Origin of the sequence: Pseudomonas sp. RGB, assembly GCF_007713445.1 — a bacterium.
Taxonomy (GTDB): Bacteria; Pseudomonadota; Gammaproteobacteria; order Pseudomonadales; family Pseudomonadaceae; genus Aquipseudomonas.
Genome location: NZ_VMSH01000002.1, coordinates 25,485 through 48,986, shown reverse-complemented (window position 1 = coordinate 48,986; position 23,502 = coordinate 25,485). Strand labels below are relative to the sequence as shown.

Here is a 23,502-nt window from a genome sequence, read left to right as displayed (position 1 = left end):
ATGATCAAGCCGTGCACCCTTAACATTCCTGACGAGCGCTGTGCTTATCGGATTGGCAGAATTGAGCCGAAGCAGGAAATCATGGATGCTGCTGTCGGTTCGTTCACGGGCTGTACGATGCGTTCGGGCCTGATACTTTCATGTCGACCAGGAAAACCACACCATGCAAACCACGCCGCCCAATGGATTACCTGTTTACCGGCTACTGACGGGCAAGGATGACGCCGCGTTTTGTCACCGCGTCTCTGAAGCCCTTGCGCTGGGTTATCAGTTATATGGCTCGCCAGCGGCCACCTTCAACGGCGAGTACGTCGTGGTGGCTCAGGCCATTGTTTGGGGGCCTGGTAAGTAGGCACGTTTGCCTTGTCAGGTCAGCCCCTCGGCGACGTCCTTGGCCAACGCCAAAAAAGCTCGCGCCGCCGCCGGCTGATAACCCCCTTTGCGCTGCATCAACACGGCGGTGCGCTGCAACCGCTGCGGCCCCAGCTCAATCGCCACCAACTGCGGGTGCGCCCGTGCAATCGCCGCCGGCAACAGTGTCGACAGCGTGGTCCGGCGTACCACCTCAATCAGCGCGCCAATCACATTGGCTTCCATCACCACGCGTGGGCGAATGCCGTGCGTGCTGCAATAGCGGTCAATCTGCTCGCGGGTGGCGAATTCCTTGCCCAGCAAAATCAGTGATTCGCCATTCAACGCCTCCAGCCCAATAACCCGCTCCTCAGCCCGCGGGTGCTGCTTGCCGACGACCAGCGCAAGGGTTTCGACCAGCAGGGGCGTGGCGTCGATGTCGGGCGCGTGCACCTCATCAAACGCAATCCCCACATCCAGTTCGTCCGCCAGCAGGAGGTTTTCCATGTGTTCCTGGGCGACCTCACGCACGTTCAGCGTGATGTTCGGATAGCGGCCGTGAAAGGCCTCCACCAACGGCCCCACCAGGTAGGTGGTGAACGTCGGCGTGACGGCAATTCGCAACGTCCCGCGGCTCAGATCGGCCACGTCATGGATCGCGCGCTTGCCTTGCTGCAGTTCCTGAGCCGCCCGCAGCGCATAGCGCAGGTACACCTCACCGGCATCGGTCAGGCGCGTCTGGCGGCCGGATCGATCAAACAACTGGGCACCGAGGCTCTCCTCCAACTGCCGCACTTGCTGGGACAGCGCCGGTTGCGAGACATGCAGGGCCGCCGCCGCTTTGGTAAAGCCTTGGTGTTCTGCAACGGCCAAGAAGTACTGGATATGGCGTGCCAGCATGTTTGTACTCATAAGATTATCTAATGTGCTGGATCATATATGAGACTTTTACCTTATTGCACGGGCTCCTTAACCTTTGCTCCATCGCATCGCGATTCAAAGGAGTTACCCATGCAAGACATCATCGACGGTTTTCTGAAATTCCAGCGCAGTGCCTTCCCCGAGCGCGCCGGCTTGTTCAAAGACCTGGCCAATCAGCAGAGCCCACGGGCGCTGTTCATCTCCTGCTCCGACAGCCGCCTGGTACCCGAGCTGGTCACGCAGCGTGAACCGGGCGAGCTGTTTGTCATCCGCAACGCCGGCAATATCGTGCCGTCTTACGGCCCGGAGCCGGGCGGTGTGTCGGCGTCAGTGGAGTACGCCGTGGCGGCCTTGCAGGTCCGCGACATCGTGATTTGCGGGCATTCCGATTGCGGCGCCATGACCGCCATCGCCACCTGCAAATGCCTGGACCACATGCCCGCCGTGGCCAGCTGGCTGCGCTACGCCGACTCCGGCCGGGTGGTCAACGAGGCTCGCCAGCATGTCGACCAGCCCGCCAAAGTCGCCTCCATGGTCCGCGAAAATGTGATCGCGCAATTGGCCAATATCCAAACGCACCCCTCGGTACGCCTGGCACTTGAAGAGAAGCGCGTGACCCTGCATGGCTGGGTCTACGATATCGAAAGCGGCTGTATCCAGGCCTTCGATAGCCGCACCGGCACCTTTGTGCCGCTGGCCGATTACCCTGCCTGATACACCGAGGTGTCTGCATCGCAGCGGTGCGGCGATCCGACATGCCAGCTCGCACAGTTGAGCGTTGGCGCTTGCCCCATCAGCCGTTTTACCCACAGTTTTAACCACGGAGATAACCCCATGATCCAGTCACAAATCAGCCAGAACACTCGCCTTGCCCTGACCGACGTCATCCTGCTGGCCAAGGCCCGCAAAGACCTGTCGTTCGCCCAGATCGCCGAAGGCACCGGCCTGCACGAAGCCTTCGTCACCGCCGCCTTGCTCGGCCAACACCCACTGCCGGCCGACGCCGCCCAAACCGTTGCCAACACCCTGGGCCTCGACGCGGACGCCGTGCTGCTGCTGCAAACCATCCCCGTGCGCGGCAGCATCGGCAACGGCGTCCCGACCGACCCGACCATCTACCGCTTCTACGAAATGATTCAGGTCTACGGCACCACGCTCAAGGCACTGGTTCACGAGAAGTTTGGCGACGGCATCATCAGCGCGATCAACTTCAAGCTGGACGTCAAAAAAGTCGAAGACCCGGACGGCGGCTCGCGTGCGGTGATTACCCTGGATGGCAAATACCTGCCGACCAAACCGTTCTGATCAAGCATCACACGGCCCGGCGCTGCGAGGTGACCGGGCCACGGCTGTTGCATAGGTTGGGCCAGTGCACCACGCCTAGGTGTTGAGATAAGGCGCGACGGTGTCTTCAAGCAGCTCCATCAGTTCAGGGTCCATGTAGCGAAAGTCATCCGGAATATCCAGGCAGTAAAGCGGCTTGTGTTCAAGCAACCGCGCGTAGTCTGCCTGCAGGCGATGCAGGTGTTTACGCTCCATGACGAAGATCACATCTGCCCATCGAATATCCGCGGCGCCGATGGTTTTGCGCGCATTCGGGCTGGTGCCCGCCGAGCGCGCATTGAAGCCGGGGCGACGGCGCCAGATGGCCTCTGCGGTAGGGCTACGCCACTGGTTGCGGCTGCACACGAAGAGCAGATTGATTGGGCTATTCATTGCCTGTCCACACGTCTTGGTTAAGGGTGAATGGGCCGTGCCAGAAACCCAGTAATCAGCGCCACCACCTGCTGCTGAATCACCGCCCGTGGCCGCGCGCCTTCGCCATCCCGGCAAATCATGCCATCGCCCGGCGAGCTTTCTTCTATCAATGCCATGCCACCCGGCTTGCAGATCGGCATAAAGCTGAAGTGCGTGGCGTCGCTGATCTCCACGTACTGCGTGGAGGGTGTTGGCATGCGCTTGACCATGTCGGCGGATTCCAATTCGGGCGACATGTCCTCGGTTGGCACGCCCCCGGCGATCACCAGCGCTGGCACCGGCAGTGCGGCCAGGCTGGCGCGGGTGAAGCCTCGCGACAAGCCCAGGTCCAGTGACACAACTGCGGTGATGCGTTTGTCGCTCAAGTCAGCGGCCAACTGGGCCTTGCCGGCGGGCGTGGCGGCGGGGTTAATTTGCTGGTAGCCGATGCAGCCGCCCAACTTCGAGTGTTCGGCGCAGTCGCGGCTGAACAGGTCGGGGTCGAAGCGTGCCCCGGCGATTTCCATCACGGTCCAGCCGCCGAGGGAGTGGCCCACCGCAGCAATCCGGGTAGGCGCGACCGCGCCAAATTGCTGCGGCTGAGCCAAGACCGCGTCGATAGCGCGGCTCAGGTCGGCCGGGCGCTGCCACAGTTGCGCGGCGGCTTGCGGGCTGCGGTCTTTGGTGGTGGTGCCGGGGTGATTGACCGCAGCCACGATATAACCCTGGTGCGCCAAGGCACTGGCCAGCCACACCTGTTTACCCCAATTGCCGCCGTAGCCGTGGGACAGCACCACCAACGGATGCTCGCCGGCAGCCGGTGGCGCGTCGGGCACGGCGAGGGCGCCGATGAACACCGCGTTGTCGGCGATCAGCTCGGGTTGGGCTGTGGTGGCGGCGGGGTACCAGACCACCAGTTCCAGCGGGCGCTGGTGTGTGGCATCGGGCAGCGTGGCGGTCTTGAAACCCACCGGGCTTTCGGCCGCGAAGGCGGGCGTGGATAGGCACAGCAGGAACAGGGCGCGCAGCGCGGTTTTCATTGTTTTTATCGTCCTTGATTTGGGTGGCGCATCATTACCTGAAATGCCCTCGCAATGCATCCCTTACCGGGCCGCCTGCAATGATTGAAACGCGCTTCTACGGCGCTTCGAAACCCTCGTAATCCAGGGAGATCTCATCGTCTTTCGGGTAGCTGACGTACACCACCACCGCGTCGCTGCTGTCGACCAATGCGTAAGGCCATTTACCGTTGGCCTTGCGCATGTGCTCATACAACGGCAGGAAAAAATCCTTGGTCTGACCGCGCGGGTCGTAGGGCGCTTGCACCTGGAAAATCGGGTAATGGCCGCCGTTGCACAGCTGGATGCGTTCGAGCTGGAAGTTGTTCTTCTCCAGCAACGCGCGGGTGGGATGCTGCCAGGTGGCCAGGTTAACGTCCTCGCAGTCGTGGACGGTGGTGGTGTAGAGCGTGGTGTATTTCAGGGCGGGGAGGGCGTAGGCCAGGCTGGGTAAAAGCGAGAGCAGAAGGGGGAGAAGGCGCGGCATGGCGAGGTTCCGAAAAAGATGGGGTTTGGTTGGAGTGCTTTTACCAGAGTTATAGGTGTGAAGCGTTTGCTATCTGGTCGAGGTGTTTTGGCTTCACGGGGGCTGTTGGCTTATGGTGGTATGCGCTGCGAGATAGGCTGCTCTCGACCCAAAGCTGCCCTTTACGGAGGGGCAGCAATCGGTCAATAGCGTAAAAATAAGCTGCCCGTCATTCCTATGCATAGGAGAGAATGTGACCTTCCCTTATACGCTTAGGCCTTGCACACCATGGACGACTCTCGTTTCACACCGGGGCAGGTGGCGTCGCGTTCTAGTAATGCTCAGGTGGATAAGGATGTGAAGCAGTGGTTAGTGGGCCTTCCAAACGCTCAGAGACTCGATTTTCTAAAGCAATTATGGCCACTGAACTTTCGGTACTCACTCAGACTAATCCAAGCAGCACAGCTATCGCGGCAGGAAAACGAATACATGTTCAGGCACTGGCTGCGTGTTGGCCATCACAATACAGCGCAGGAACTCATCAAGCGGTTTGAGCCGGTTCTTGGGGAAAGAAAATTCTGGCAGATTGCTTCACAAGAGACGCTTTCACCGACTATGCGCGAATTCATGAACTACTACGGTCTTGGACGCCTGAACTCACAACACGAAGGTAATCAACCTTGAGCCTTCTATAAAGTCTGTTTTCGGCGCACCCGGATATTGCCGCCATTGGCGGCCACTGTTCTGCGCTGGGTTGATTCCTCCTCTTGTGCTACGGCAAAAAGCGACCATTAGCAATCGGGGGAAAAGATGAACGAAGAATTTAGCTATGTCTGGCTATTACCGCTGCTTGAGAAACCTTTCGAAATGGCGGTACTCGATTTGCCAGATGCGGTAAGCGCTCTTAGCAAAAAATATACGCTACCTACTGACATTGCGTTGCAGCCGCTGGTGATCACAGCCTTGACGTCACATTCCGAATATTGGTCGGGACTGGCGCTTAAATGGCTGGAGGATGGCTTTCCTGTAGACATTGCGATGACCGCGCTCCTGGCTCACTGCGCCGAGGACAAAACGCTGTCTCAGTCTCACCGTCAGAGAGCACGCAGGCTTGTTGGCCGGTAAAATCATGGGGCTGAATCCTATGTCTGGCCGCAATCGGCCAAAAGCGGACGTCAGAGTCGTGCAAACAAATGTGCTCCCTTTATCGTTCCTGGCAAGTTTTCAGCCGCGAAGAAAAACTATCGAAAGACAGTTTGCTGCCCGTACTTGACTTACGTTTCGTAAGCAATGGCGTAGGTGCTCCCTGAGCGCTTGATATGAGCAAAGCCGAGCGCTCCTAAGTGCATGCCAGCGACCATCAAGTTATCTGAACTGGCCAAATCCAGCAGTCTCGTTCGCGTGGCCGCCGATAGCAGGGGATCTTGGTCGAAGGCAATCGTGACATCGGGGCGCGCAATCTGAATCTGAGGAAAATGAACAATATCGCCCCATATCAGCAAGCTGCGTGCACCGGACTCAAATCGGTAGCCGCAATGCCCGACGGTATGCCCAGGCAATGGCATCGCGCTGATGCCCGGCAAGACATCATCGGTGGCGAACGGGCGCAGATTTTTCCGGTACCGTTCGAACACCCTTCGTGCAAACAGAAAGTTTCCACGCGCACGTTCACTGGCCTTGCCAAGGTGACCATCGTCCTCCCAGAACGCTAGCTCTCGCTGATGCACAACCAACTCAGCATTACCAAAGGCCATGTCTCCCTCTGCGTTTAACAAGCCACCTACGTGGTCGGGGTGCGCGTGAGTCAACAGAACCGTATCTATGTCGGCAGTCTGCACTCCGGCCAGTGCAAGATGCGTCAGCAACTCGCCGCCCCAGTGATTGAATCCACCGGCGCCGGCGTCGATCAGAATCGTTCGGCCACGCCCACGTACCAGATAGCAATTGATATGGATCGACGCAGGCTCCCTGATTCCGGCGGCTAACTGCAGTCGGGCCGCCTCCGAGGGAGCGATGTTGGCGAGAAAATCCAGGTTCGCTCCCAAGTAGCCGTCGCTGATGGCTGTGATCGAAAACTCACCGACTTGCTGGCTGGGGAGCCTCCAGTTAGGTATTTCTGCCTTATTCATGACTGTAGCTGCTCCGTCATGGCGCGATAGACATTAAGCCCCTGCAGATCGTTGGCTTTGGCCTGAGTGCAATCCAGTTTGGCCAGCCAACGGTGTGCAGGAGACTTGTCCAACGCAAAGGCGTGCAGTGCTACAGGTGTAAGGCCTAGTTCAATCAGTACGTGAGGGCCTTGTTCACTGATCAACAGGAACTCGTCCGCGCCCACGGCAACTGCACGGCCTTCTGCGGCATAGAGGTTGCGTTTCCAATCAGTGATGTGAGAATGCCAGCGAGAAAAATTGCCACCTCCCTTTACGCGGTATTCGTCGCTCTGCAATACAGCGAGCGTCTCAACGGAATGCAAGGCCAAGTAGGCCGGGCAATTGCCGCTCAAGGCTTTGAAACGCTGTGAAGAGCTGAAACCGCTCACCGAAATCAGCGCGGGCAGTTTTTCCAGGGTGTAAAACTCATTCCACTCGGCTTCGCTGTCAGGTTCAGCGTAGTTGCATTCGACTGTGTAAATCATAAAGTCACCACATAGATTGATGTTTCATCATGCTAGTGGTGTGGTAATACCTGATAAAACGAATTTTCGGCACCCATCAGTGACTTAACATCAAGTTGGTTATCTTGACTCAAGGAAAGGACCATGCGTCGAAAGCTACCCAGTAACGCTGCGCTGATTGCCTTTGAGACAGCAGCCCGTCATGGCAGCTTTGCCCGCGCCGCCAATGAGTTGGCGTTAACCGAGGGCGCAATCAGTCGGCAAATAGGTCGCTTGGAAGTCTTTCTGGGAGTCACCCTTTTCGAGCGCGTGGGCAACCGCGTGCGACTCTTGCCTAACGGTGAGCGATACGCGGTGCAAGTTCGCGAACTGCTCGATCGTCTAGACAGGGACAGCCAGTATTTGATGGGCCAGCCCGAGAACGGTGCAAGTCTGGATATCGCCGTCAGCCCGACCTTTGCCTTGCGCTGGCTCATCCCTCGTTTATCTGGCTTTAGCCAGCAACACCCGAATATCTGCGTACACCTCTCGGAACGCATGGAGCCGTTCGTACTTGCTGGTAGTGGTGTTGATGCAGCCATCCATTTTGAGCACCCGGCCTGGACAGGCATGCACACGCATCGCTTGTTGAACGAAGTGTTAATTCCGGTTTGTCATCCTGTCCTACTGAAGCAGGGAAAGCAGGCAACGGCGCTGGATTCACTGCCGCGATTACACCGACGACAGAACCCGGATGCGTGGCAGCGCTATGCCCAGGAAACCGGAATTGTCCTAAGTAACCCAGCGATGGGCGCACGCTACGACTTGCATGCGATGTTGATTGAGGCAGCACTGGCTGGCCTGGGTGTGGCACTCGTACCGCGGATGTACGTGGAGGCGGAGTTGGCGCAGGGCCGGCTGGTTGCCCCATGGCCGCAGAAGGAGAATGTCGCCAAGACGTTTTGCCTCGTGTTACCTGAACCCCTTGAGCTGAGTCGCCCGCCCATCCAGGCATTTGCGCATTGGCTGTTGGAGGAGGCGCAGTGAACCGCCCCTGATTTTGTAGATTGAGTGACGGCTTCTGGCCGATTGCTGTCTATCGCGAACGGCTGAAAACGACTCAGAGAAGAATAGGAGAAGAATAGGGTCAGACCACTATTATAAAAGGTGGTCTGACCCCGTTTTTACAAGAAATACTCTGTTGTTTTGGTCGATTCAGATGGAAGGCACATGCTCTATCCGATGAAGAGAACAATAGGGTCAGACCACTATTATAAAACGTGGTCTGACCCCGTTTTTACTCTGTTTTAAACCGCAGGTTTTGAGCTGCTCGGCGGGTGTTTTCACACAGCCTGGTTCATTAGCGGTCAGCCAACGTGTCTCAAAAGGGATCGAGCCGTGCGTCGATGCCAGCCTGCTTGGCCAGCGCGATCAGGTTTTCGACGCAGTCTTGCTCAATGATGCAACCCACATAATCGGCGCCGCCTGTATCCACATGCAGAAAGCGCTTCCCGAACCCGGTCAGCCATTGATCGAAATCGATCAGCACTTGCATCAGTGATGGCGTCTCTTCCAGCTTGTAGGCATAAACCTGGTCAATACCGCTGGCTTCAACCAGTTTCGGTGCCAGGTACTTGAAATCATCGAAGCCGTGCACGTCCACGGCCATGAGAACCAGATTATTGAGTAACTGGCCTTTCTCAGCGTCCAAAAGACCACTGACCAACGCGGTGGCCGGGTCTTCACCCAGGTTGTAATAGCGCGACACCCTTCTCACGAGACGCGCACGTTCCTTGTCAGGCAGCCGCGCCAACAGGGCCTGGGTGAACGTTTTCAGTTGCGCACCGAATGGATAAAGCTCACGCATAATCGCGGCATCGCTCAACCGTGGTTCATCGGGTGGGGGTTGTGTGAAGCGATCGCCGAACAATCGACTGAACAAGCCCATCGCCGTCTATTCTCCTTGCTGGGGGAAGCCTGTGGCGCGAAGCTTACCCCAGCGGTTCGATAACGGCGAATAGGGTCAGGGCTGATATCTACCAGTCTATAAAAATCGGGGTCAACCCCATCAAGACGTGCGCCGGCCTTCCAGGCTGGAAAACACATACATACCCACCAGCATCGCCACTACGAAGATGAGAATTTGCCAGTGCCCGGTAAACAGAATGGCGACCGCTGGCCCAGGGCAGATACCCGCCATTCCCCAGCCAATACCGAACACCACGCTGCCCCCTATCAAGCGCATGTCCAACTCCCGGTTAACAGGTAACTGCATGGGCGCCGCGAGTAAGGACTGCTTGTTCTTGCGCGCCCAACTCATAGGGATAACCGCCACGGCGATGGCCCCGACCATCACCAAGGTGAGTGACGGGTCCCAGGCCCCGGCCACATCGAGAAACGCCAACACCTTGGCGGGGTTGGCCATGCCGCCCAAGAGCAGGCCCAGGCCAAAGATCAGCCCGGCGAGAAATGCGGTCAACTTGAGCATCAGCTTCAAACTCCCAGCACATGGCGGATGAGGTACACCGTTGCAAAGCCGGCGGCCATAAAGCACACAGTCGCCACCAGGGAGCGGGGTGACAATCGAGAGATTCCACACACGCCGTGACCACTGGTACAGCCGGAGCCGTACCGGGTTCCCAAGCCGACGAGCAGGCCCGCCATCACCAAGGCCGGCCACTGTGCCGCGATCTCGATCTGTGGCAACACGCTAAACAGCCCCCACAGCAATGGCGCAATCACCAGGCCAAGAAGAAACAACGCTTTCTCGCCCCAGCCCTCACTGCCAAACCGCATCACGCTTCCCAGCAAGCCGCTGATACCTGCGACTCGGCCATTGGCGAGAACAAACACGCTGACGGAAAGTCCGATCAAGGCGCCTGCGCCTAATGAAGTCCAAGGCGTGAAGTTGATCCAATCAATGCTCATTTTGCATTTCCTGCACAGTAGGGTGGGTGAGGGCTGTCGATCAGCGAAGCATCATAACCATCCGTGCGGGTCTGGGTCTGCGCAAATCAGGTTTTGCTGCCGCCCCCATGAAATGGTGAAGCGCTGCTCCCAGTCCCTCCGTGAACATAATGGGCATTGCCCTGTGCGCCGCCACCGGCATGGACGCACTGACCCACGCCGTCGAAGCCTAAGTGTCGACCGCGGCCACGCCGATGCTGGAGAGAACGCCCCGCCTTTGGTTGAAGTGCGGGGTATTTGGTTTTGCTCACAGATAGGGTTGAAGTGGCTCACTGGCTTGGCCGGAAGTGGCGTGTCATAGCGGCTACTGTCGCCCAAAAACAGCCTTTAGACGCGACTACAAAACCAGCTACGGTTTACTCAAACCGCAGACGCGGCCAACCCCAGCTTCAACAGTTCCTTGCGTAGCAGCGCGGGCTCAAGCACCGCCATTGCGGCCTGCCATTCGATCGACAGCAAATGGCTCAACTTTTGTTGGCTGACCAAGGGCTCAGCCAGAAAGTAGCTTTTGCACTCGCGGATGCTGATGACGTTCAACAGCCAGTCTTCACCCTGCGCCGCCAGCCAGTCACCGATCGCTGCACGATGCGTTCGGATGAGCGCACTGGCATCCCATACCGCCAGCTGCGCGAAAACCTGCGGCAAGTTGCTCTCGGCTTTCAGTCGCTTCACATCAACCGCCAACGCGCCAATCAGGTCTGACTCGACAGTGGCTTGGCACTCGGAGAAATACCGCTCGGGCCAGTCGGCCTCCAGCTTCGCCCGCTCTGCGAGGACTTCATACGCCCGGATATCCGCTTGGGTGGTCAACTGCCCGGTGAAATTCAGGGTATTGTCCAAAATGGCCGTGGCCAGCAGCGCAGCACTTTTTTCGCTGATCAGCGGCAACAGCTCTGCCGCTTCCCAGCGCTGAAAAATCAGCGTTGCCGCTGCGCCGATCGGCAGGATGTCTGCCGCCGGTCCGAGCTTCTGCGCCCAATAGTTTTCAAAGCCTGGGTGATGGTCAATGACCTCCACCACCTGTTCAAGCACCACCAGCGGGTCGAAATGGTGGTAGTCGGAGACATCCACCAACACGAACTCATCACCCGCTCCCGGCCGGTAATCGTCCAGAGATGATTGCCATTCGAGCACGGTCCTGGAGATGCTGACATTGAGCGGGGCGCTACTGACGGCCCGAGCATCAACGCCCTGGAGATTCAACAGCTCGGCGTACGCAATGCAGCAGGCATACGCGTCGATGTCCAGGTACGCCGAGCCTGAGGTCACCACTCTCATAACACGTGGTTCGCAGTGTGAGCTGCCGGGACAGTCGAAGACAGCTTCAGCGCTTGGGCGATGCCCGCCAGAATCCGCTCATAGGCGAATTGACACTGTGCTTCGTCGATGGAAATGCGCACCGTGGCCCCGGCGATCCGGTCGGGATATCCCAGTTGTGTAACCGTGTTGGACAGGCTCAGTTTCTTGTCCGAGCATGCCGACCCACCGGTGATGTAGATCGACTGCGTGTTCAAGGCCCACTGCAGTTTTTTTGTATTGACCCCTGGCAATGCAACAAAACTCACACAAGGTACACGCGGTGCTTGCTGACCGATCACGACCACTTCGCCCAGCATCGCTTGCAGCGTACGTTCAAACGTTTCCCGGCTCTGTTGTACCGCGACTCTGCCGGTGCCGTAGGTGTGCTGTTTTTCCTGCAACGCGGTTTCAATCGAAAGAATGCCCGGATAGTTCTGAGTACCCCCGCGCAACCCGCCTTCCTGGCCGCCGCCAACAATCAATGGCGACAACCCGTAGCGGCTTCTGGCGTACAGAAAACCGGCACCGGGCAACGCCCCGAACTTGTGTCCTGACGCAATGGCGAAATCAACGCCGGATGCGTGCAGGTCCACAGGGATTTTGCCGATGGCCTGGGTCATGTCCGAAAACAGCCAACCACCTCCAGCCTTCACTTGTCGGGCGATGTCTTCGATCGGTTGAATCACGCCGGTTTCGTTATGCACGGCCATAACGCAAACCAGGGTCGGACGACCTGCATGGGCACGCAGCAGCTGCTCCAATTGGTCGGTGTCGAGCAGTCCGTTCATTTGATGCCCGATCGCTATGGCTTGCAGGCCTTCCAGGCCGTAGCGGTTTATGTTCTGCAGGGTGCAGGCGTGTTCGATCGCTGAGTACAACACCAAGGGTTGCTCATGCTTGTAGCGTTCGAAAAAACCATGAAACACCTGGGCACAGCCCTCACTGGAGCCGCTATTGAAAATCAGGCAGTCGGCGTCCACGTTCAAAAGGCTGGCGATGCTGCCACGCGCCCGTTCGACGCGTTCGAGCAACGCAACGCCCAAGGCGTGATTGGCATTGGGGTTGGCGCATTGGCGGGTCGAAAACAACGCCTGAAGCATGTTGCTCACACCCATTGAAACCGGTGCCGACCCACAGACGTCGGCATAAACTGCATCCACAGCAATATCCATATCAAACACTTCCAGGTTTTCTTTTTTATGTCATTCAGGATGCTGCTCGCAGGTGCGAACAGAGACTCACAGGTCAAATAAGCACGCGCAGCATGAGTTGGAGCGAGCACAGCAAAACGAAAGCATTCAGCGCCTGTTTCAGGTGCCGCGAGTCCAGCCGATGAGAAAGCATGGCTCCGAGCAAACCCCCCACCAATATCCCCAGTACCAACTCACCGGTGTAGCCGAGAAAGTCCATGGTTGAACCCACTCTGCCGAACAACGCCCCACTTGCGCCGATGATGCCGATCAGCGCCGAGGTCGAAATGGCCTGCTTTATCTGCAGACCAAACAAGCTGATCAGCACAGGCAAGTAGATAAACCCGCCGCCCTGTCCAACCAGGCCGCACAATACGCCCAGCACCAGCCCTATCAGTGGCAACGACAGCGATTGATGGTTGCACAACAGGGCCACCGGTTTACGGAACAGGTACGTGACCAACAACGACATCAACCCCAGCAGGCCGAAGACGAACAGGATGAAGTTTTCGCTGAAAGCATCAGCATTCAGCGAGGCAAAAAAGTTGGCGACAGCCATCGGTACGGCAAAGCTTCTGATCACTCGCCAATCGGGCTGAAACTTGATGCGGTGCAGCGCGAACGACACGAGGGACGAAAAGAAGCCCTGTGCGGAAGACAGCCCCGTCACGACTTCAATCGGCAGTTTCTGACCGGACAATATCGGGTAAATCAGCACCAACAGGGGCGTCACGATGATGCCCCCACCGATACCGAACAGACCTGACATAAAACCCGCCATCACGCCCACACCGACCATCACCGGGTAGATTGTCACGACTACCATCTCAGCAGACCTTGATCTTGCCGGTCCCTTCCTTCATCCGACCAATAACAATCAGATCAGGGCAAAGCGCCTGCCACGCTCGACGGTTCGTTTCAAACCCTTCGGCACTCACCGTGAACAGCAAACCGCCATTCGTTTGCGGGTCATGCAACAGAAACTTTCTAGCCAAGGGAAGATCAGCCAGGTACTCCACGTTCTGCGCGTACTTTTTTAGGTTAGAAAAAATACCGCTGTCAGCCGACGTCACCGCCACCGCCAATGACTCTGTACCGTCATAAAAAACCAGGCCGCTCGTGTCCAGGTCAACATCCAGTTGCCCCAGCCCGACCATCTCACTGATATGGCCGATCAGGCCGAACCCGGTGATATCAGTCAAACTGCTGACTTCAGGACTTTCGCTCAGCGTGCGGCCAAACGCGTTGTCGCCGGTGATCTGGGCAAGCGTCGACGCGGCAATATCCTCTTGCTCAATCACGCCGGTCTTCAGGGCATTGGCGAGGATGCCGACACCGATCGGACGCGTCATGACCAGCAAATCTCCGGCCCTGGCGGTGTTGTTTTTCTTCAGCCGGTGTTTTTCCACCTCACCAATGATCGAGAAACCGTACAAGGGCTGGCTGTTCTTGATCGTATGGCCACCGACGATGCTCACATTGAACTTGTTCATCACCGACTGGGCGCCCAGGATCATCTGCGTTACCTGCTCGGCCGAAATCAGTTCCGGGTCGAACGCCATGATCGAGTTGGCAATCAGTGGGCTCCCGCCTGAAGCAAAGATATCGCTGACAGCATTGCTGGCTGCCAATTGGCCGAAGACATAAGGATCGTTGACTATCGGGGAGAAAAAATCGGTGGTGAATAAAAGGTATTTTTCACCTGCGTCATAGACGGCGCAATCGTCAGAAGACTCAAAGCCCAATACCACTTTGTCATCCGACACCGTATTGGCTGCTGCAGTTTGCGACAGAATCTTCGTTAACACGCTGGATGGGATCTTGCACCCGCACCCACCACTCTCAGATTTATCCATAATCTGACAAAACATCGACATCGGCTTTCCTTAAAGTCCATTTTCCATAATTAAAACAGCGGCTTAGCGTGCTAGAGCTGGCTGTTATGTCCTATTTCCGCCGACAAAAATCGCATGGTTTCATTGCAGAAATATGACGCAATGGCGGCATTTTGAAGTCATGCGGATGTCAGCGCGCAGTGGCGTATGAACCATTGCCTCACGGCTGCGCAGCGCTGTGCGGCCATTTTGCTGGCCGGGAATTTTATGAGTGAGGCGAGCGCGACCCGACGTTCACCCTTGCTATTGCCCAGCGCAGCCCCATAACTATCCCGGTACTCATTCAGCACAAGGGCAGACCATGACCAACCAAACCGAAACCGCAATCCTTGCCGGCGGCTGCTTCTGGGGCATGCAGGACCTGTTGCGGCGCTACCCCGGCGTCCTCAGCACGCGAGTCGGCTACACCGGCGGCGATGTGCCGAATGCCACTTATCGCAACCACGGCAATCATGCTGAAGCGATTGAGATCGTGTTTGATCCTGCGGTGATCACGTACCGGCAGATTCTCGAGTTCTTTTTCCAAATCCACGACCCCAGCACGCCTAACCGCCAGGGCAATGACCTTGGGCCAAGCTATCGTTCAGCGATTTATTACCTGAGCGAACAGCAACGCGACATCGCCGAAGACACCGCTGCCGACGTGGATGCCTCCAAGTTGTGGCCAGGCCGTGTGGTGACTGAGATAGAACCCGCAGGGCCGTTTTGGGAAGCGGAGCCGGAGCATCAGGATTATCTGGAGCGCATACCCAATGGCTATACCTGCCACTTCATCCGGCCGAACTGGAAGTTGCCCAAGCGCGCCTGAGCTTGAGGTGCGCTTAAAAAAAACAAGGTAGACCACGCTTCGGGAAACCGTATAAACGTGGTCTTACTCCTGCGCCTATATAGAGTGCAACGTCATGCCCATCACACGCGATCAAAACGCCCCCGTCAGGTTAGTCCTCACTCAACCCGGCGACGTGGACGATTTGGTTGCCATTCGAATCGAGGCGATGCGCGACAGCCTGGAGCGTGTCGGGCGGTTTGATCCGGTGCGGGCGCGTGAGCGCTTTGTCAGCGGATTCGAAGCCCACAACACCCGTTACATTGAGGTCGCTGGAGACCGGGTCGGCTTTGTCGTGGTCAAGCACTATCCCGATCAACTCGTGCTCGACCACCTGTACGTGAGGCCGAGTGCGCAAGGGGCAGGGGTAGGTGCTGCGGTGCTTGCTCAGATTTTCAAAGAAGCGGATGCGGCTGCACTGCCGATCAAAGTGGGTGCTCTCAAAGAAAGCGCCTCGAACCGGTTTTATACCCGCCATGGTTTCCAATTCGTCGAAAGCAGTGAATTCGACAATTATTACGTCCGTCAGCACCTTACGGCGCGCGGCGTAACTGGCCCGTAGGGTGAAATGATTTGAATCCTATGCATTCCTTCTAGAGAATCGCCGTCTTTGGCTCGAAGGGATGCGTGCGATGAAGTTCGAAGGGACTTTCCAATACATAGGCAATCACGGGATCGTTTTCAACGTATCGCAGATCACCCTTACCGACAACGAACGCGGCCGCCTGCGCGAGCTGCATTTTGGCGAGGCGAAAAGCGCCCACTATGAGGTCAACAGCAAGGTCGTCGAGGTGTACGACAAGATGTTGGCCAAGGGCCGGCCGTGCATGAGGATGATCGGCATCTCCAAACCTCTGACTCGGCAGCAGGGCGATGTCCTCAATGCCCAGCGCACCCAGGTCGCCAACCTGGCCGCCACGGCCTTCGCTTCTGCGACCTCCTATGTAGCATCCCCTTACGTGGGCGCTCCCGTCGGCGCCGGTGTGCGCATGTATGCCAATTCAATCCTGCCCACCTATCATGCGGGCGACATACTGGTCAGCATCGAAGCGCAAGTCAGCGGCGGTATTGGCCCGCAACGCACGGCTTCCACGCTGATCATCAAGACCTGACGGGAGACGCCCATGTTCGAAATTACCCAGCTGGCCATCGTCCTGGTGCTGTTCTTTCTGTTGGATCGGTTTCTTAGGTCATACCCGCTGCGCAAGTGGCTGGGGGTGATATTGGTGGTGGGTGGCGCGGTGGGTTGCGTTGCTTCGAGCCAAACCCACGTGTTCGGGGTTGATCTGGGGTTGCTGTCGATTTTTGCCGTTGCGCTGGGAGTGGGGTTGTTCGTGAAGCGGCGGCGGTTTGAGCAGGTTGGCTGAAGGCTGTAGGCACCTTTTAGACCCGGTCTAACTTCGTTTTTTTGATGCAGGGAACGATATGCGCATGGCATGGAATTGGAGCCAAAGTGGGCCCGCACATGGATAGACTTGATCGTTTGAACGAGCTGCTGCGAGAGCATGACTGTGTCATCGCCATCGACATACAGTTCGAAGACTTCAAATACGACCTGGCGTTGACGTTGTCCGTCGATACAACAGATTGGGATGCGGTGACCCTACATTTTCAGGATGTGAGCGCGCTCAACCTGAGTGAATTTGGCGGTGGGATCACCCAATTCATGCGCCTTAACGTTACCCGTGTAAATGATGGGCTCGACAGAATTCGGTATGAGCTAAGAGATGTCAGGCACGAGAAGATAGCGTTTAAATTCTTCACCTTCGGTGGGCCAATGTTTGAGGACGCGGCGGCGAGCGCTTTAGCCGGCTGATGAACACTGTCCGCAGCCTATTGATGTGGCATCCCACCTCCAGGCTCGCGAGCCGCCGCGCGAATACCAAGAGTGCGCCGGCTGGCAGGTACAAACTGATGGCGCTGCTGACTAGCGTCTCCAAACTGAACGCCAGTCCGAGTGCCAGGCTGATTACGATGGAGTAGATGAAAAACACGACGTGCGCCATAGAAGGCTCAAAGCCAGCGGAAATCGGCGTTTTATCATTGCTTCAGATAGCTGTGATGCCAGCAAAGTCGCCATTGTGGGCTCAGGACGCGTGTGAATGGAGGGCACGAGGGGCTGTGCATCGCAAAATCGTCATCGAGGCCGGCTTACGCTAACCCCTTGATATCCGAACAAGGAGCGCTTCGATGATTCGTCACGCCTCACCCGCAGACGCCAGGGCGATTGCCCAGGTGCACATCAGCAGTTGGCAGGACGCCTATCGCGAGCTGATGCCCGCCGACTACTTGGGTGCGTTGAGCTCGACGTTGGCCAGGCGCGAGTCATTTTGGATGGCCTCGATTGAGTCGGGCGAATCAAAAGTCTGGGTGGCGCAGGTTAACAAGCAGGTAGTCGGCTGGGTGTCCGTCGGCGCCAGCCGTGATGAGGATGCTGCTGCGCAGAACGTAGGTGAAGTGATGGCCATCTACGTGGTCGCGGAGCACTGGCACACGGGCGTCGGGCTGGCGTTGTGGAACGCGGGCTTACAGTATTTGGCTGAGCAAGGGTTTGAACAGGTAACGCTGTGGGTGTTGGCCCGTAATGAAAGGGCTGTCCGGTTTTATCGCCGGGTAGGCTGTGTTGAGGAGGCGGGCAGTGAGCGCACGCTTGAAAGGGGCGGTGTGCAGCTGGTCGAGGTGAGGTATCGGTTGCCGTGTATTCGGTTGAATTAGACAGAACAGGCGGCAGGCCACTGCTTTAAAGGTGGCCTGTTCCCCACACCAATCAGTCAAGCGCAGAACCCCCTGTGGGAGCGGGCTTGCCCGCGAAAGCGGCGGGTCAGTCGACATCAATATTTGCCGGCCCGACATGTTCGCGAGTAAGCCCGGTTGTTTATTCGGGTCATGCAGTTGAAAGCTCAGCTACCCGCTACAGCAGCCTCCCGCTCCATCAGCCTGTCCATCAACAAAACCCCCAGCTCACTCAACTGGTGAATCGCCAGCGCCACATCGCGCTGTTTCCCGGTCAGGTCCTCCGACAGGTCAAGCAGCAAGGCGGTTACCGAGGAGAAGGTTTCATAGCTGTTGGTGATCAGGGTTTCGTTGCTGGCGTCGGCGGCAACGCTGAACAGGCCTGTCGGTGGTAAAGGTGGGTCAGTTTCTGGATTGAGATAGCGATTAATCGCGCGATGCGCCGCCTGGTTCAGCTTCAGGTCCGGCTCGTTCGGAGGGTTGGGTGTGACTTTGAACATGTGTGTTGTACCTGATTAGGGCCAACACCTCTTCGCTACTAAACGATGGGGTGGCAGCTGTGCGCAGGTTAGTAGACCGGGGAAACACACAAAGCCGGCGCGCCCGAGGGCGCCCTGCACACAGCCACCATCAAGCACAGACAAGAACATCTGACAGATGAGGCTCATGCACTTTATGTTATCGCTCGGGCTACTAAACCCGATCACTGAGTGTTCAGCGACCGAGCAACCTTAGAGACGCCCACCCAAGCGCACAAGCCGGCGGATTCTGACGCAAGCGTAGGCAACGGAGCAAGGCGCTGTCGCCTCGGACTTTGCTGTTTCAGGGCTTGGTGTAGGACATGTACTCATTCTGCAAAACAATATGGTCGGCCACGTACTTCGCGTCGTGCCAAACCCCGTAGATAAACGACGACGCGCGGTTCACCAGATTGGGCAGGCCGAGGAAGTAAATCCCGCTCTGCGCCGAGATCCCGCGCTTGTGAAACGGCTCGCCTTTTTCGTCAAACGCATCGACCTTCAACCAGCTGAAATCGAATTTAAAACCGGTTGCCCAAAGGATAGTGGTTACGCCGGCCTCGGCCAGGTCCAGGCTGAGGGTCGGGTTAACCAGGCATTCCGGGTCGGGCAGCAATTTCCAGGCGTCGGGCTCCAACGGGAACGGCAAGCCGTTGGCTTCGATGTAGGCGTCGGCGTCGCGCAGTACATCAAAGTAGGCGCGGTCACCTTCGGCCACGTTGTCGGCCAGGCCCGGTTCGAAAGTCATGACGCCCTCGTTCCACGCGCGCGTGACGCCGACCAGGTGGATGCCCTGGTGCGCCAGGCGACGGAAGTCCACGGTCTTACCGCCTTCATAGCCGCTGACGGCAAAGGCCACGTGCTTTTTCTTCGGCTGAATTTTGACTTCGTCCCACAGGCCCAGCGCGCCGAGCCACCAGCAGTAGTCGCGGCCGCGGTACGCGCGGGGCGGGCGGTAGTGTTCGCCCACCGAGAGGTACACGGTTTTGCCGGCCTTTTGCAGCTCTTCGGCGATTTGTGAGCCGGAGGCGCCGGCGCCGACCACCAACACGGCGCCTTCGGGCAATTGCGCAGGGTTTTTGTAGGTGGAGGAGTGCAGTTGGTGCACGGGCGCGGTGGCCGGGACGATGGTGGGGATCGATGGGCGTTGGAACGGGCCGGTGGCCGCCACCACATTGGCGGCTTCGATGATGCCCGCGGAGGTGGTGACCTTGAAGCCGGGGCGGCCCACATGGCGTTCCACGCGCTGGACTTCCACGCCGGTGCGCACGGGTGCCTGTAACTTCTCGACGTAGGCTTCGAAGTAGTCGGCCATGCGCTCTTTCGGCGGGAAGGCTTCGGGGGAAATGCCCTCGAATTTCAGCCCGGGAAAGCGGTCGTGCCAGGCCGGGCCGTTGGCGACCAGTGAGTCCCAGCGCTCCGAGCGCCAGCGTTCGGCGATGCGGCTGCGCTCCAGCACCAAGTGCGGCACACCCATCAGGGAAAGGTGCTCGCTCATGGCGACGCCGGCCTGGCCTGCGCCCACTACCAGGGTGTTGATTGTTTCCACTGACATGTGCGTTTCCTAAAAGTGAACGACCTCGGTCGGTTTGGGCGACGCGCAAGCATCGACAGCCTCAGTGTGATCACGCAGTGGAAGGAGCGAAATTATGCTTTTTGAAGGCAGAGGTTAGGAAAATCCAAACCCCATGGGGCAGTCGTCAGCAGCGTCATTCTCGATGCATCACTGATGCACCCTGAATACACGCTTTTTCAGCCTGATTTTTTCGACGGGTGGCTGCGTCAGCCAGTTTGCGATGCAGGTGCACAGGTAATCAGGTGCACTGCGGTGATCCCTTCGCCGCGTCGCTAAAGCTCGACAGCGCCCACAGTTGATCTGCGGTGAGGCGGCTCATTGGGTTATCAACAACGTGGCCACCGCCGTAAGCGCCAGCTCATAACCCAACGCCCCAAGCCCTGCGATGACGCCGGTAGCCGCCTTGGATACGTAAGAATGATGCCGAAAGCTCTCGCGCTTCCAGATGTTGCTCATGTGCGCTTCGATGATCGGGCCGTCGAAGGCCAGCAATGCATCGAGGATCGGTACCGAGCTGTAGGTGAGCCCGGCGGCGTTGATCACGATGGCGTCGGCGTTCAGTCGCGCTTCCTGTATCCAGTCCACCAGCACGCCTTCGTGGTTGCTCTGGCGAAAGTCCAGGGTCAGGCCCAGCTCAGCGGCGTGGCGTTGGCAGCGCGCTTGGATACTGGCGAAACTTTCGCTGCCGTAGGTGCCGTTTTTGTCCAGCCCGTACAGGTTGGCGTTAGGGCCATTGAGAAAAAACACGCGGTGGTGCATGGCTTGCGCTCCAGGTTATTGCGCGACGGTCAGCACGACTTTGCCGACGTTGGCGTTGGCCTCCAGCAGGCGATGGGCCTCGGCGGCGTGCAGCAGTGGCAGCTGCGTGTGGATCTGCGGGCGCACCAGGCCGGAGGCGAGCCAGGGTAAAAAACGCGAGCGGATGCACACCGCCAAACGGGCTTTTTCGGCGTGGCTTTTAGGGCGCAGAGTGGAAGAGGTGAGGCTGAGGTTTTTGCGCATCAGTACCTGTAGATCCAACTCGATCTTCGCGCCTTGCAGGAATGACAGGCTCACATGCCGCCCGCCCATCGCCATGGCGGCGAGGTTGCGCGCGACGTAAGCGCCGCCGACGTTATCCAGCACCACGTCCACGCCGCGCCCGTCGGTGCAGTCGTTCACTACCTCGACGAAATCTTCAACGTGGCGATCCACCGCGCGCCACACGCCAAGCGCTTGCAGCATCGCGACTTTCTGCGCGCCGCCGGCGGTGGCAATCACCCGCGCCCCGGCGGCATGCGCGCACTGCACGGCAAAGCTGCCAACGCCACTGGCGGCGCCGTGGATCAGCACGCTGTCGCCGCTGCGCAGGCGGCCCAGTTCAAACAGGTTGTGCCACACGGTGAACGCCGCTTCCGGCACGCCTGCGGCATCCTGAAGTGACAACCCCGCCGGCACCGGCAGGCAGTGCGCCGCCTGTGCCACGCAGTACTCGGCGTAGCCGCCGCCGTTGAGCAGCGCCATCACGCGGTCGCCAGGGGCAAACTCGTCTACGCCAGGGCCTGTCGCGACCACAATGCCCGCCGCTTCCAGGCCGAGCACGTCGGTGACGCCAGGCGGAATCGGTGCGCCGCTGCGTTGCATCAGGTCCGGGCGATTGACGCCAGCAGCCGCCACGCGAATCAACACTTCGCCGGCTTCGGGTGTCGGCATCGGGCGCTCTACGCAGTGCAGCACCTCAGGCCCGCCCGGCTCACGGGCAATCACCGCCTTCATACGGCCCAGTCATCCGGCACAACGGCGATCACGTCGATTTCCATCAGCCATTCCGGCTGGCCCAGGCCGGAAATCACCAGCCCGGTGGAGATCGGGAACACGCCTTTGAGCCACTTGCCCACCTCCTGATACACCGGCTCGCGGTAACGCGGGTCGATCAAGTACGTGGTGGTCTTGACGATGTGCGACAGGTCGGAGCCGGCCTCTTCAAGCAGTTGCTTGACGTTTTTCATCGCCTGCTCGGCTTGCGCGCGCGGGTCGCCAAGGCCGACCAGTTTGCCGTCGAAATCGGTGCCGATCTGGCCGCGCACATAGATGGTGTTGCCGGCGCGCACGGCCTGGCACAAGTCGTTGTCCAGCGCCTGGTTGGGGTAGGTCTGTTTGGTGTTGAACATGCGGATGCGGGTGTGGGTGGGCATGGCGGGCAACTCATCGGAAGCGGGATACAACAAGCTTCACATCGCCCCGGAACTCGCGAAACCAGCATTTGTGCGCGGTAGTGCTTAGGAAAAACCGAAGCCCGTGCAGGTCATCGGTTCGCGCCTGACCCGGCACGAACCCTGCAACACCCCGCGTACAGTCATTGTTGAGGGGCAGGCGTAATGCTCAGTCGTATTACTCAGCGTCAACTGGAGTATTTCGTGGCGTCAGGAGAGGCGGGCAGCATCAGTGCTGCGGCTGAACGCATTCATGTGTCGTCGCCGTCGATCTCGGCCGCCATCACCCATATGGAAGCCGAGCTGGGCATCCAGCTGTTTATCCGCCATCACGCCCAGGGCATTTCGCTCACGGCGGTGGGGCGCCAGGTGATGCAGGAGGCCAAGCTGATTCTGGAGCAGATGACCAACCTCTACACCATCGCCTCGGAGTCGTTGAACACTGTGCGCGGGCCTTTGCGGGTGGGTTGCCTGGAGTCGCTGGCGCCGATGATCACCCCCGAACTGGTGTTTGGTTTTGGCCGCGCCTTCCCCGGCGTGCGGCTGACCCAGGCCGAAGGCAACCACGAGGAATTGCTGGAAAAACTGCGCAGCGGCGAGCTGGATATCGCCCTGACCTACGACCTGGTGACCAGCCCCGACATCGACTTCCAAGCCCTGGCGCACCTGCCGCCGTATGTGATGGTCGGCGAGTATCACCCGCTGGCGAGCTTGCCGGCGGTGAGCATGCAAGACCTTGAAGCGTATCCGGTGGTGCTGCTCGACACGCCCTGGAGCCGCGACTATTTCCTCAGCCTGTTCATGCAGGCGGGCACCACGCCCAACATCATCATGCGCTCCACCAACCTCGAAACGGTGCGCGCGATGGTCGGCAATGGCATTGGCTATTCCTTCGCGAATGCGCGGCCCAAATCCAATGTGTCCCAGGATGGCAAACGCGTGATTCGCCTGCGTCTGGCGGGCTCGCACCGGCCAATGCGGCTGGGCTACGCCACGGCGAGCAACACCCAGTTGTCGCGTGTGGTGTCGGCGTTTGCCGAGCGCTGCCGGATGTTTGTGTCCGATCAGTACATCCCCGGTATGGCGCCGCCGAGCTTTTTTGACCCGCATGCGGTGCGGGTCTTGAGTGGTGTGAGCTGAGATTGCACCAAAAGGTGGCGCGGGCTGCGCCACTTGCTCG

General features: G+C 58.5%; 31 protein-coding genes. 13 read left to right on the top strand and 18 right to left on the bottom strand.

Going from position 1 to position 23,502, the window contains the following annotated elements:
• Positions 1-163 precede the first annotated feature (163 nt).
• The gene (locus FPT15_RS03900) at positions 164-352 is read left to right on the top strand and encodes a DUF1737 domain-containing protein (RefSeq protein WP_145158687.1); all 189 of its coding nucleotides are present in this window, start codon (positions 164-166) and stop codon (positions 350-352) included.
• Positions 353-366: 14 nt separating this feature from the next.
• Here the strand turns inward: FPT15_RS03900 and cynR are convergent, their stop codons facing one another.
• Entirely contained in the window at positions 367-1,251 is an 885-nt protein-coding gene (cynR, locus tag FPT15_RS03895) for a transcriptional regulator CynR (protein ID WP_145158685.1), read from the bottom strand.
• Between the two features lie 111 nt (positions 1,252-1,362).
• Here cynR and FPT15_RS03890 point away from each other — a divergent pair, with 111 nt between their 5' ends.
• Together FPT15_RS03890 and cynS are read left to right on the top strand one after the other, a co-directional pair.
• A complete protein-coding gene (locus FPT15_RS03890; protein WP_145158683.1) occupies positions 1,363-1,986 on the top strand; it encodes a carbonic anhydrase in 624 nt (207 codons plus the stop codon).
• A gap of 120 nt (positions 1,987-2,106) precedes the next feature.
• Positions 2,107-2,577 carry a cyanase gene (cynS, locus tag FPT15_RS03885; protein WP_145158681.1) on the top strand — a complete coding sequence of 157 codons (471 nt, stop codon included), beginning with the start codon at positions 2,107-2,109 and terminating at the stop codon, positions 2,575-2,577.
• A gap of 75 nt (positions 2,578-2,652) precedes the next feature.
• Here the strand turns inward: cynS and FPT15_RS03880 are convergent, their stop codons facing one another.
• The 3 genes from FPT15_RS03880 to FPT15_RS03870 form a co-directional block, all read right to left on the bottom strand.
• On the bottom strand, positions 2,653-2,988 hold the full coding sequence (locus FPT15_RS03880; RefSeq protein ID WP_145158679.1) for a low molecular weight protein tyrosine phosphatase family protein: 336 nt from the start codon (positions 2,986-2,988) through the stop codon (positions 2,653-2,655).
• 20 nt (positions 2,989-3,008) lie between these two features.
• Complete coding sequence (locus FPT15_RS03875; protein WP_145158677.1) at positions 3,009-4,049, bottom strand: alpha/beta fold hydrolase; 1,041 nt, start codon at positions 4,047-4,049, stop codon at positions 3,009-3,011.
• A 97-nt stretch (positions 4,050-4,146) separates the two neighbouring features.
• On the bottom strand, positions 4,147-4,554 hold the full coding sequence (locus FPT15_RS03870) for a hypothetical protein (protein ID WP_145158675.1): 408 nt from the start codon (positions 4,552-4,554) through the stop codon (positions 4,147-4,149).
• A 267-nt stretch (positions 4,555-4,821) separates the two neighbouring features.
• On the opposite strand from FPT15_RS03870, the gene FPT15_RS03865 reads away from it, so the two are divergent.
• Positions 4,822-5,217, top strand: a complete 396-nt coding sequence (locus tag FPT15_RS03865; protein WP_145158673.1) for a hypothetical protein — start codon at positions 4,822-4,824, stop codon at positions 5,215-5,217.
• Positions 5,218-5,343: 126 nt separating this feature from the next.
• Positions 5,344-5,658, top strand: a complete 315-nt coding sequence (locus tag FPT15_RS03860; protein ID WP_145158671.1) for a hypothetical protein — start codon at positions 5,344-5,346, stop codon at positions 5,656-5,658.
• A 149-nt stretch (positions 5,659-5,807) separates the two neighbouring features.
• On the opposite strand, the gene FPT15_RS03855 is transcribed toward FPT15_RS03860, so the two are convergent.
• The gene (locus tag FPT15_RS03855; RefSeq protein WP_145158669.1) at positions 5,808-6,662 is read right to left on the bottom strand and encodes an MBL fold metallo-hydrolase; all 855 of its coding nucleotides are present in this window, start codon (positions 6,660-6,662) and stop codon (positions 5,808-5,810) included.
• On the bottom strand, positions 6,659-7,168 hold the full coding sequence (locus FPT15_RS03850; protein ID WP_145158667.1) for a sugar ABC transporter: 510 nt from the start codon (positions 7,166-7,168) through the stop codon (positions 6,659-6,661). The genes FPT15_RS03855 and FPT15_RS03850 overlap by 4 nt, the downstream gene beginning before the upstream one ends.
• 123 nt (positions 7,169-7,291) lie before the next feature.
• On the opposite strand from FPT15_RS03850, the gene FPT15_RS03845 reads away from it, so the two are divergent.
• Complete coding sequence (locus FPT15_RS03845; RefSeq protein WP_145158665.1) at positions 7,292-8,173, top strand: LysR substrate-binding domain-containing protein; 882 nt, start codon at positions 7,292-7,294, stop codon at positions 8,171-8,173.
• Positions 8,174-8,507: 334 nt separating this feature from the next.
• Here FPT15_RS03845 and FPT15_RS03840 read toward each other — a convergent pair whose 3' ends face one another.
• The 7 genes from FPT15_RS03840 to selD form a co-directional block, all read right to left on the bottom strand.
• Positions 8,508-9,074, bottom strand: coding sequence for a hypothetical protein (locus tag FPT15_RS03840; RefSeq protein WP_145158663.1), 567 nt, complete (start codon positions 9,072-9,074; stop codon positions 8,508-8,510).
• Between the two features lie 120 nt (positions 9,075-9,194).
• Entirely contained in the window at positions 9,195-9,614 is a 420-nt protein-coding gene (locus FPT15_RS03835) for a DUF6691 family protein (RefSeq protein ID WP_145158661.1), read from the bottom strand.
• A 5-nt stretch (positions 9,615-9,619) separates the two neighbouring features.
• Entirely contained in the window at positions 9,620-10,054 is a 435-nt protein-coding gene (locus FPT15_RS03830) for a YeeE/YedE family protein (protein ID WP_145158659.1), read from the bottom strand.
• A gap of 399 nt (positions 10,055-10,453) precedes the next feature.
• Positions 10,454-11,371, bottom strand: coding sequence for a bifunctional oligoribonuclease/PAP phosphatase NrnA (locus FPT15_RS03825; RefSeq protein WP_145158657.1), 918 nt, complete (start codon positions 11,369-11,371; stop codon positions 10,454-10,456).
• Positions 11,368-12,564 carry a cysteine desulfurase family protein gene (locus FPT15_RS03820; protein ID WP_145158655.1) on the bottom strand — a complete coding sequence of 399 codons (1,197 nt, stop codon included), beginning with the start codon at positions 12,562-12,564 and terminating at the stop codon, positions 11,368-11,370. The genes FPT15_RS03825 and FPT15_RS03820 overlap by 4 nt, the downstream gene beginning before the upstream one ends.
• A 73-nt stretch (positions 12,565-12,637) precedes the next feature.
• On the bottom strand, positions 12,638-13,408 hold the full coding sequence (locus FPT15_RS03815) for a sulfite exporter TauE/SafE family protein (protein WP_145158653.1): 771 nt from the start codon (positions 13,406-13,408) through the stop codon (positions 12,638-12,640).
• A gap of 1 nt (position 13,409) precedes the next feature.
• Positions 13,410-14,459 (bottom strand): selenide, water dikinase SelD, encoded by a 1,050-nt coding sequence (gene selD, locus FPT15_RS03810; RefSeq protein ID WP_145158651.1) that lies wholly within the window; start codon positions 14,457-14,459, stop codon positions 13,410-13,412.
• A gap of 319 nt (positions 14,460-14,778) precedes the next feature.
• On the opposite strand from selD, the gene msrA reads away from it, so the two are divergent.
• From msrA to FPT15_RS03780, 6 genes are all read left to right on the top strand, one after another.
• Positions 14,779-15,285 carry a peptide-methionine (S)-S-oxide reductase MsrA gene (gene msrA / locus FPT15_RS03805; RefSeq protein ID WP_145158649.1) on the top strand — a complete coding sequence of 169 codons (507 nt, stop codon included), beginning with the start codon at positions 14,779-14,781 and terminating at the stop codon, positions 15,283-15,285.
• Positions 15,286-15,379: 94 nt separating this feature from the next.
• A complete protein-coding gene (locus FPT15_RS03800) occupies positions 15,380-15,865 on the top strand; it encodes a GNAT family N-acetyltransferase (protein ID WP_145158647.1) in 486 nt (161 codons plus the stop codon).
• A 70-nt stretch (positions 15,866-15,935) separates the two neighbouring features.
• Positions 15,936-16,415 carry a hypothetical protein gene (locus FPT15_RS03795; RefSeq protein WP_145158645.1) on the top strand — a complete coding sequence of 160 codons (480 nt, stop codon included), beginning with the start codon at positions 15,936-15,938 and terminating at the stop codon, positions 16,413-16,415.
• A gap of 12 nt (positions 16,416-16,427) precedes the next feature.
• Positions 16,428-16,670: a hypothetical protein gene (locus FPT15_RS03790; RefSeq protein ID WP_145158643.1), complete on the top strand. Its 243-nt coding sequence runs from the start codon at positions 16,428-16,430 to the stop codon at positions 16,668-16,670.
• Between the two features lie 98 nt (positions 16,671-16,768).
• On the top strand, positions 16,769-17,119 hold the full coding sequence (locus tag FPT15_RS03785) for a hypothetical protein (RefSeq protein ID WP_145158641.1): 351 nt from the start codon (positions 16,769-16,771) through the stop codon (positions 17,117-17,119).
• Between the two features lie 374 nt (positions 17,120-17,493).
• Complete coding sequence (locus FPT15_RS03780; protein ID WP_145158639.1) at positions 17,494-18,018, top strand: GNAT family N-acetyltransferase; 525 nt, start codon at positions 17,494-17,496, stop codon at positions 18,016-18,018.
• A 185-nt stretch (positions 18,019-18,203) separates the two neighbouring features.
• Here the strand turns inward: FPT15_RS03780 and FPT15_RS03775 are convergent, their stop codons facing one another.
• From FPT15_RS03775 to FPT15_RS03755, 5 genes are all read right to left on the bottom strand, one after another.
• Positions 18,204-18,536: a DUF6124 family protein gene (locus FPT15_RS03775; RefSeq protein WP_145158637.1), complete on the bottom strand. Its 333-nt coding sequence runs from the start codon at positions 18,534-18,536 to the stop codon at positions 18,204-18,206.
• A 322-nt stretch (positions 18,537-18,858) separates the two neighbouring features.
• Entirely contained in the window at positions 18,859-20,109 is a 1,251-nt protein-coding gene (locus FPT15_RS03770; RefSeq protein WP_145158635.1) for an NAD(P)/FAD-dependent oxidoreductase, read from the bottom strand.
• A gap of 336 nt (positions 20,110-20,445) precedes the next feature.
• The gene (locus tag FPT15_RS03765; RefSeq protein ID WP_145158633.1) at positions 20,446-20,889 is read right to left on the bottom strand and encodes a type II 3-dehydroquinate dehydratase; all 444 of its coding nucleotides are present in this window, start codon (positions 20,887-20,889) and stop codon (positions 20,446-20,448) included.
• 15 nt (positions 20,890-20,904) lie between these two features.
• On the bottom strand, positions 20,905-21,885 hold the full coding sequence (locus FPT15_RS03760) for an NAD(P)H-quinone oxidoreductase (RefSeq protein ID WP_145158631.1): 981 nt from the start codon (positions 21,883-21,885) through the stop codon (positions 20,905-20,907).
• Positions 21,882-22,304, bottom strand: a complete 423-nt coding sequence (locus FPT15_RS03755) for a RidA family protein (protein ID WP_145158629.1) — start codon at positions 22,302-22,304, stop codon at positions 21,882-21,884. Before FPT15_RS03755 ends, FPT15_RS03760 begins: the two co-directional genes overlap by 4 nt.
• Positions 22,305-22,487: 183 nt before the next feature.
• On the opposite strand from FPT15_RS03755, the gene FPT15_RS03750 reads away from it, so the two are divergent.
• Positions 22,488-23,462, top strand: a complete 975-nt coding sequence (locus FPT15_RS03750; RefSeq protein ID WP_145158627.1) for a LysR family transcriptional regulator — start codon at positions 22,488-22,490, stop codon at positions 23,460-23,462.
• Positions 23,463-23,502: the final 40 nt, after the last annotated feature.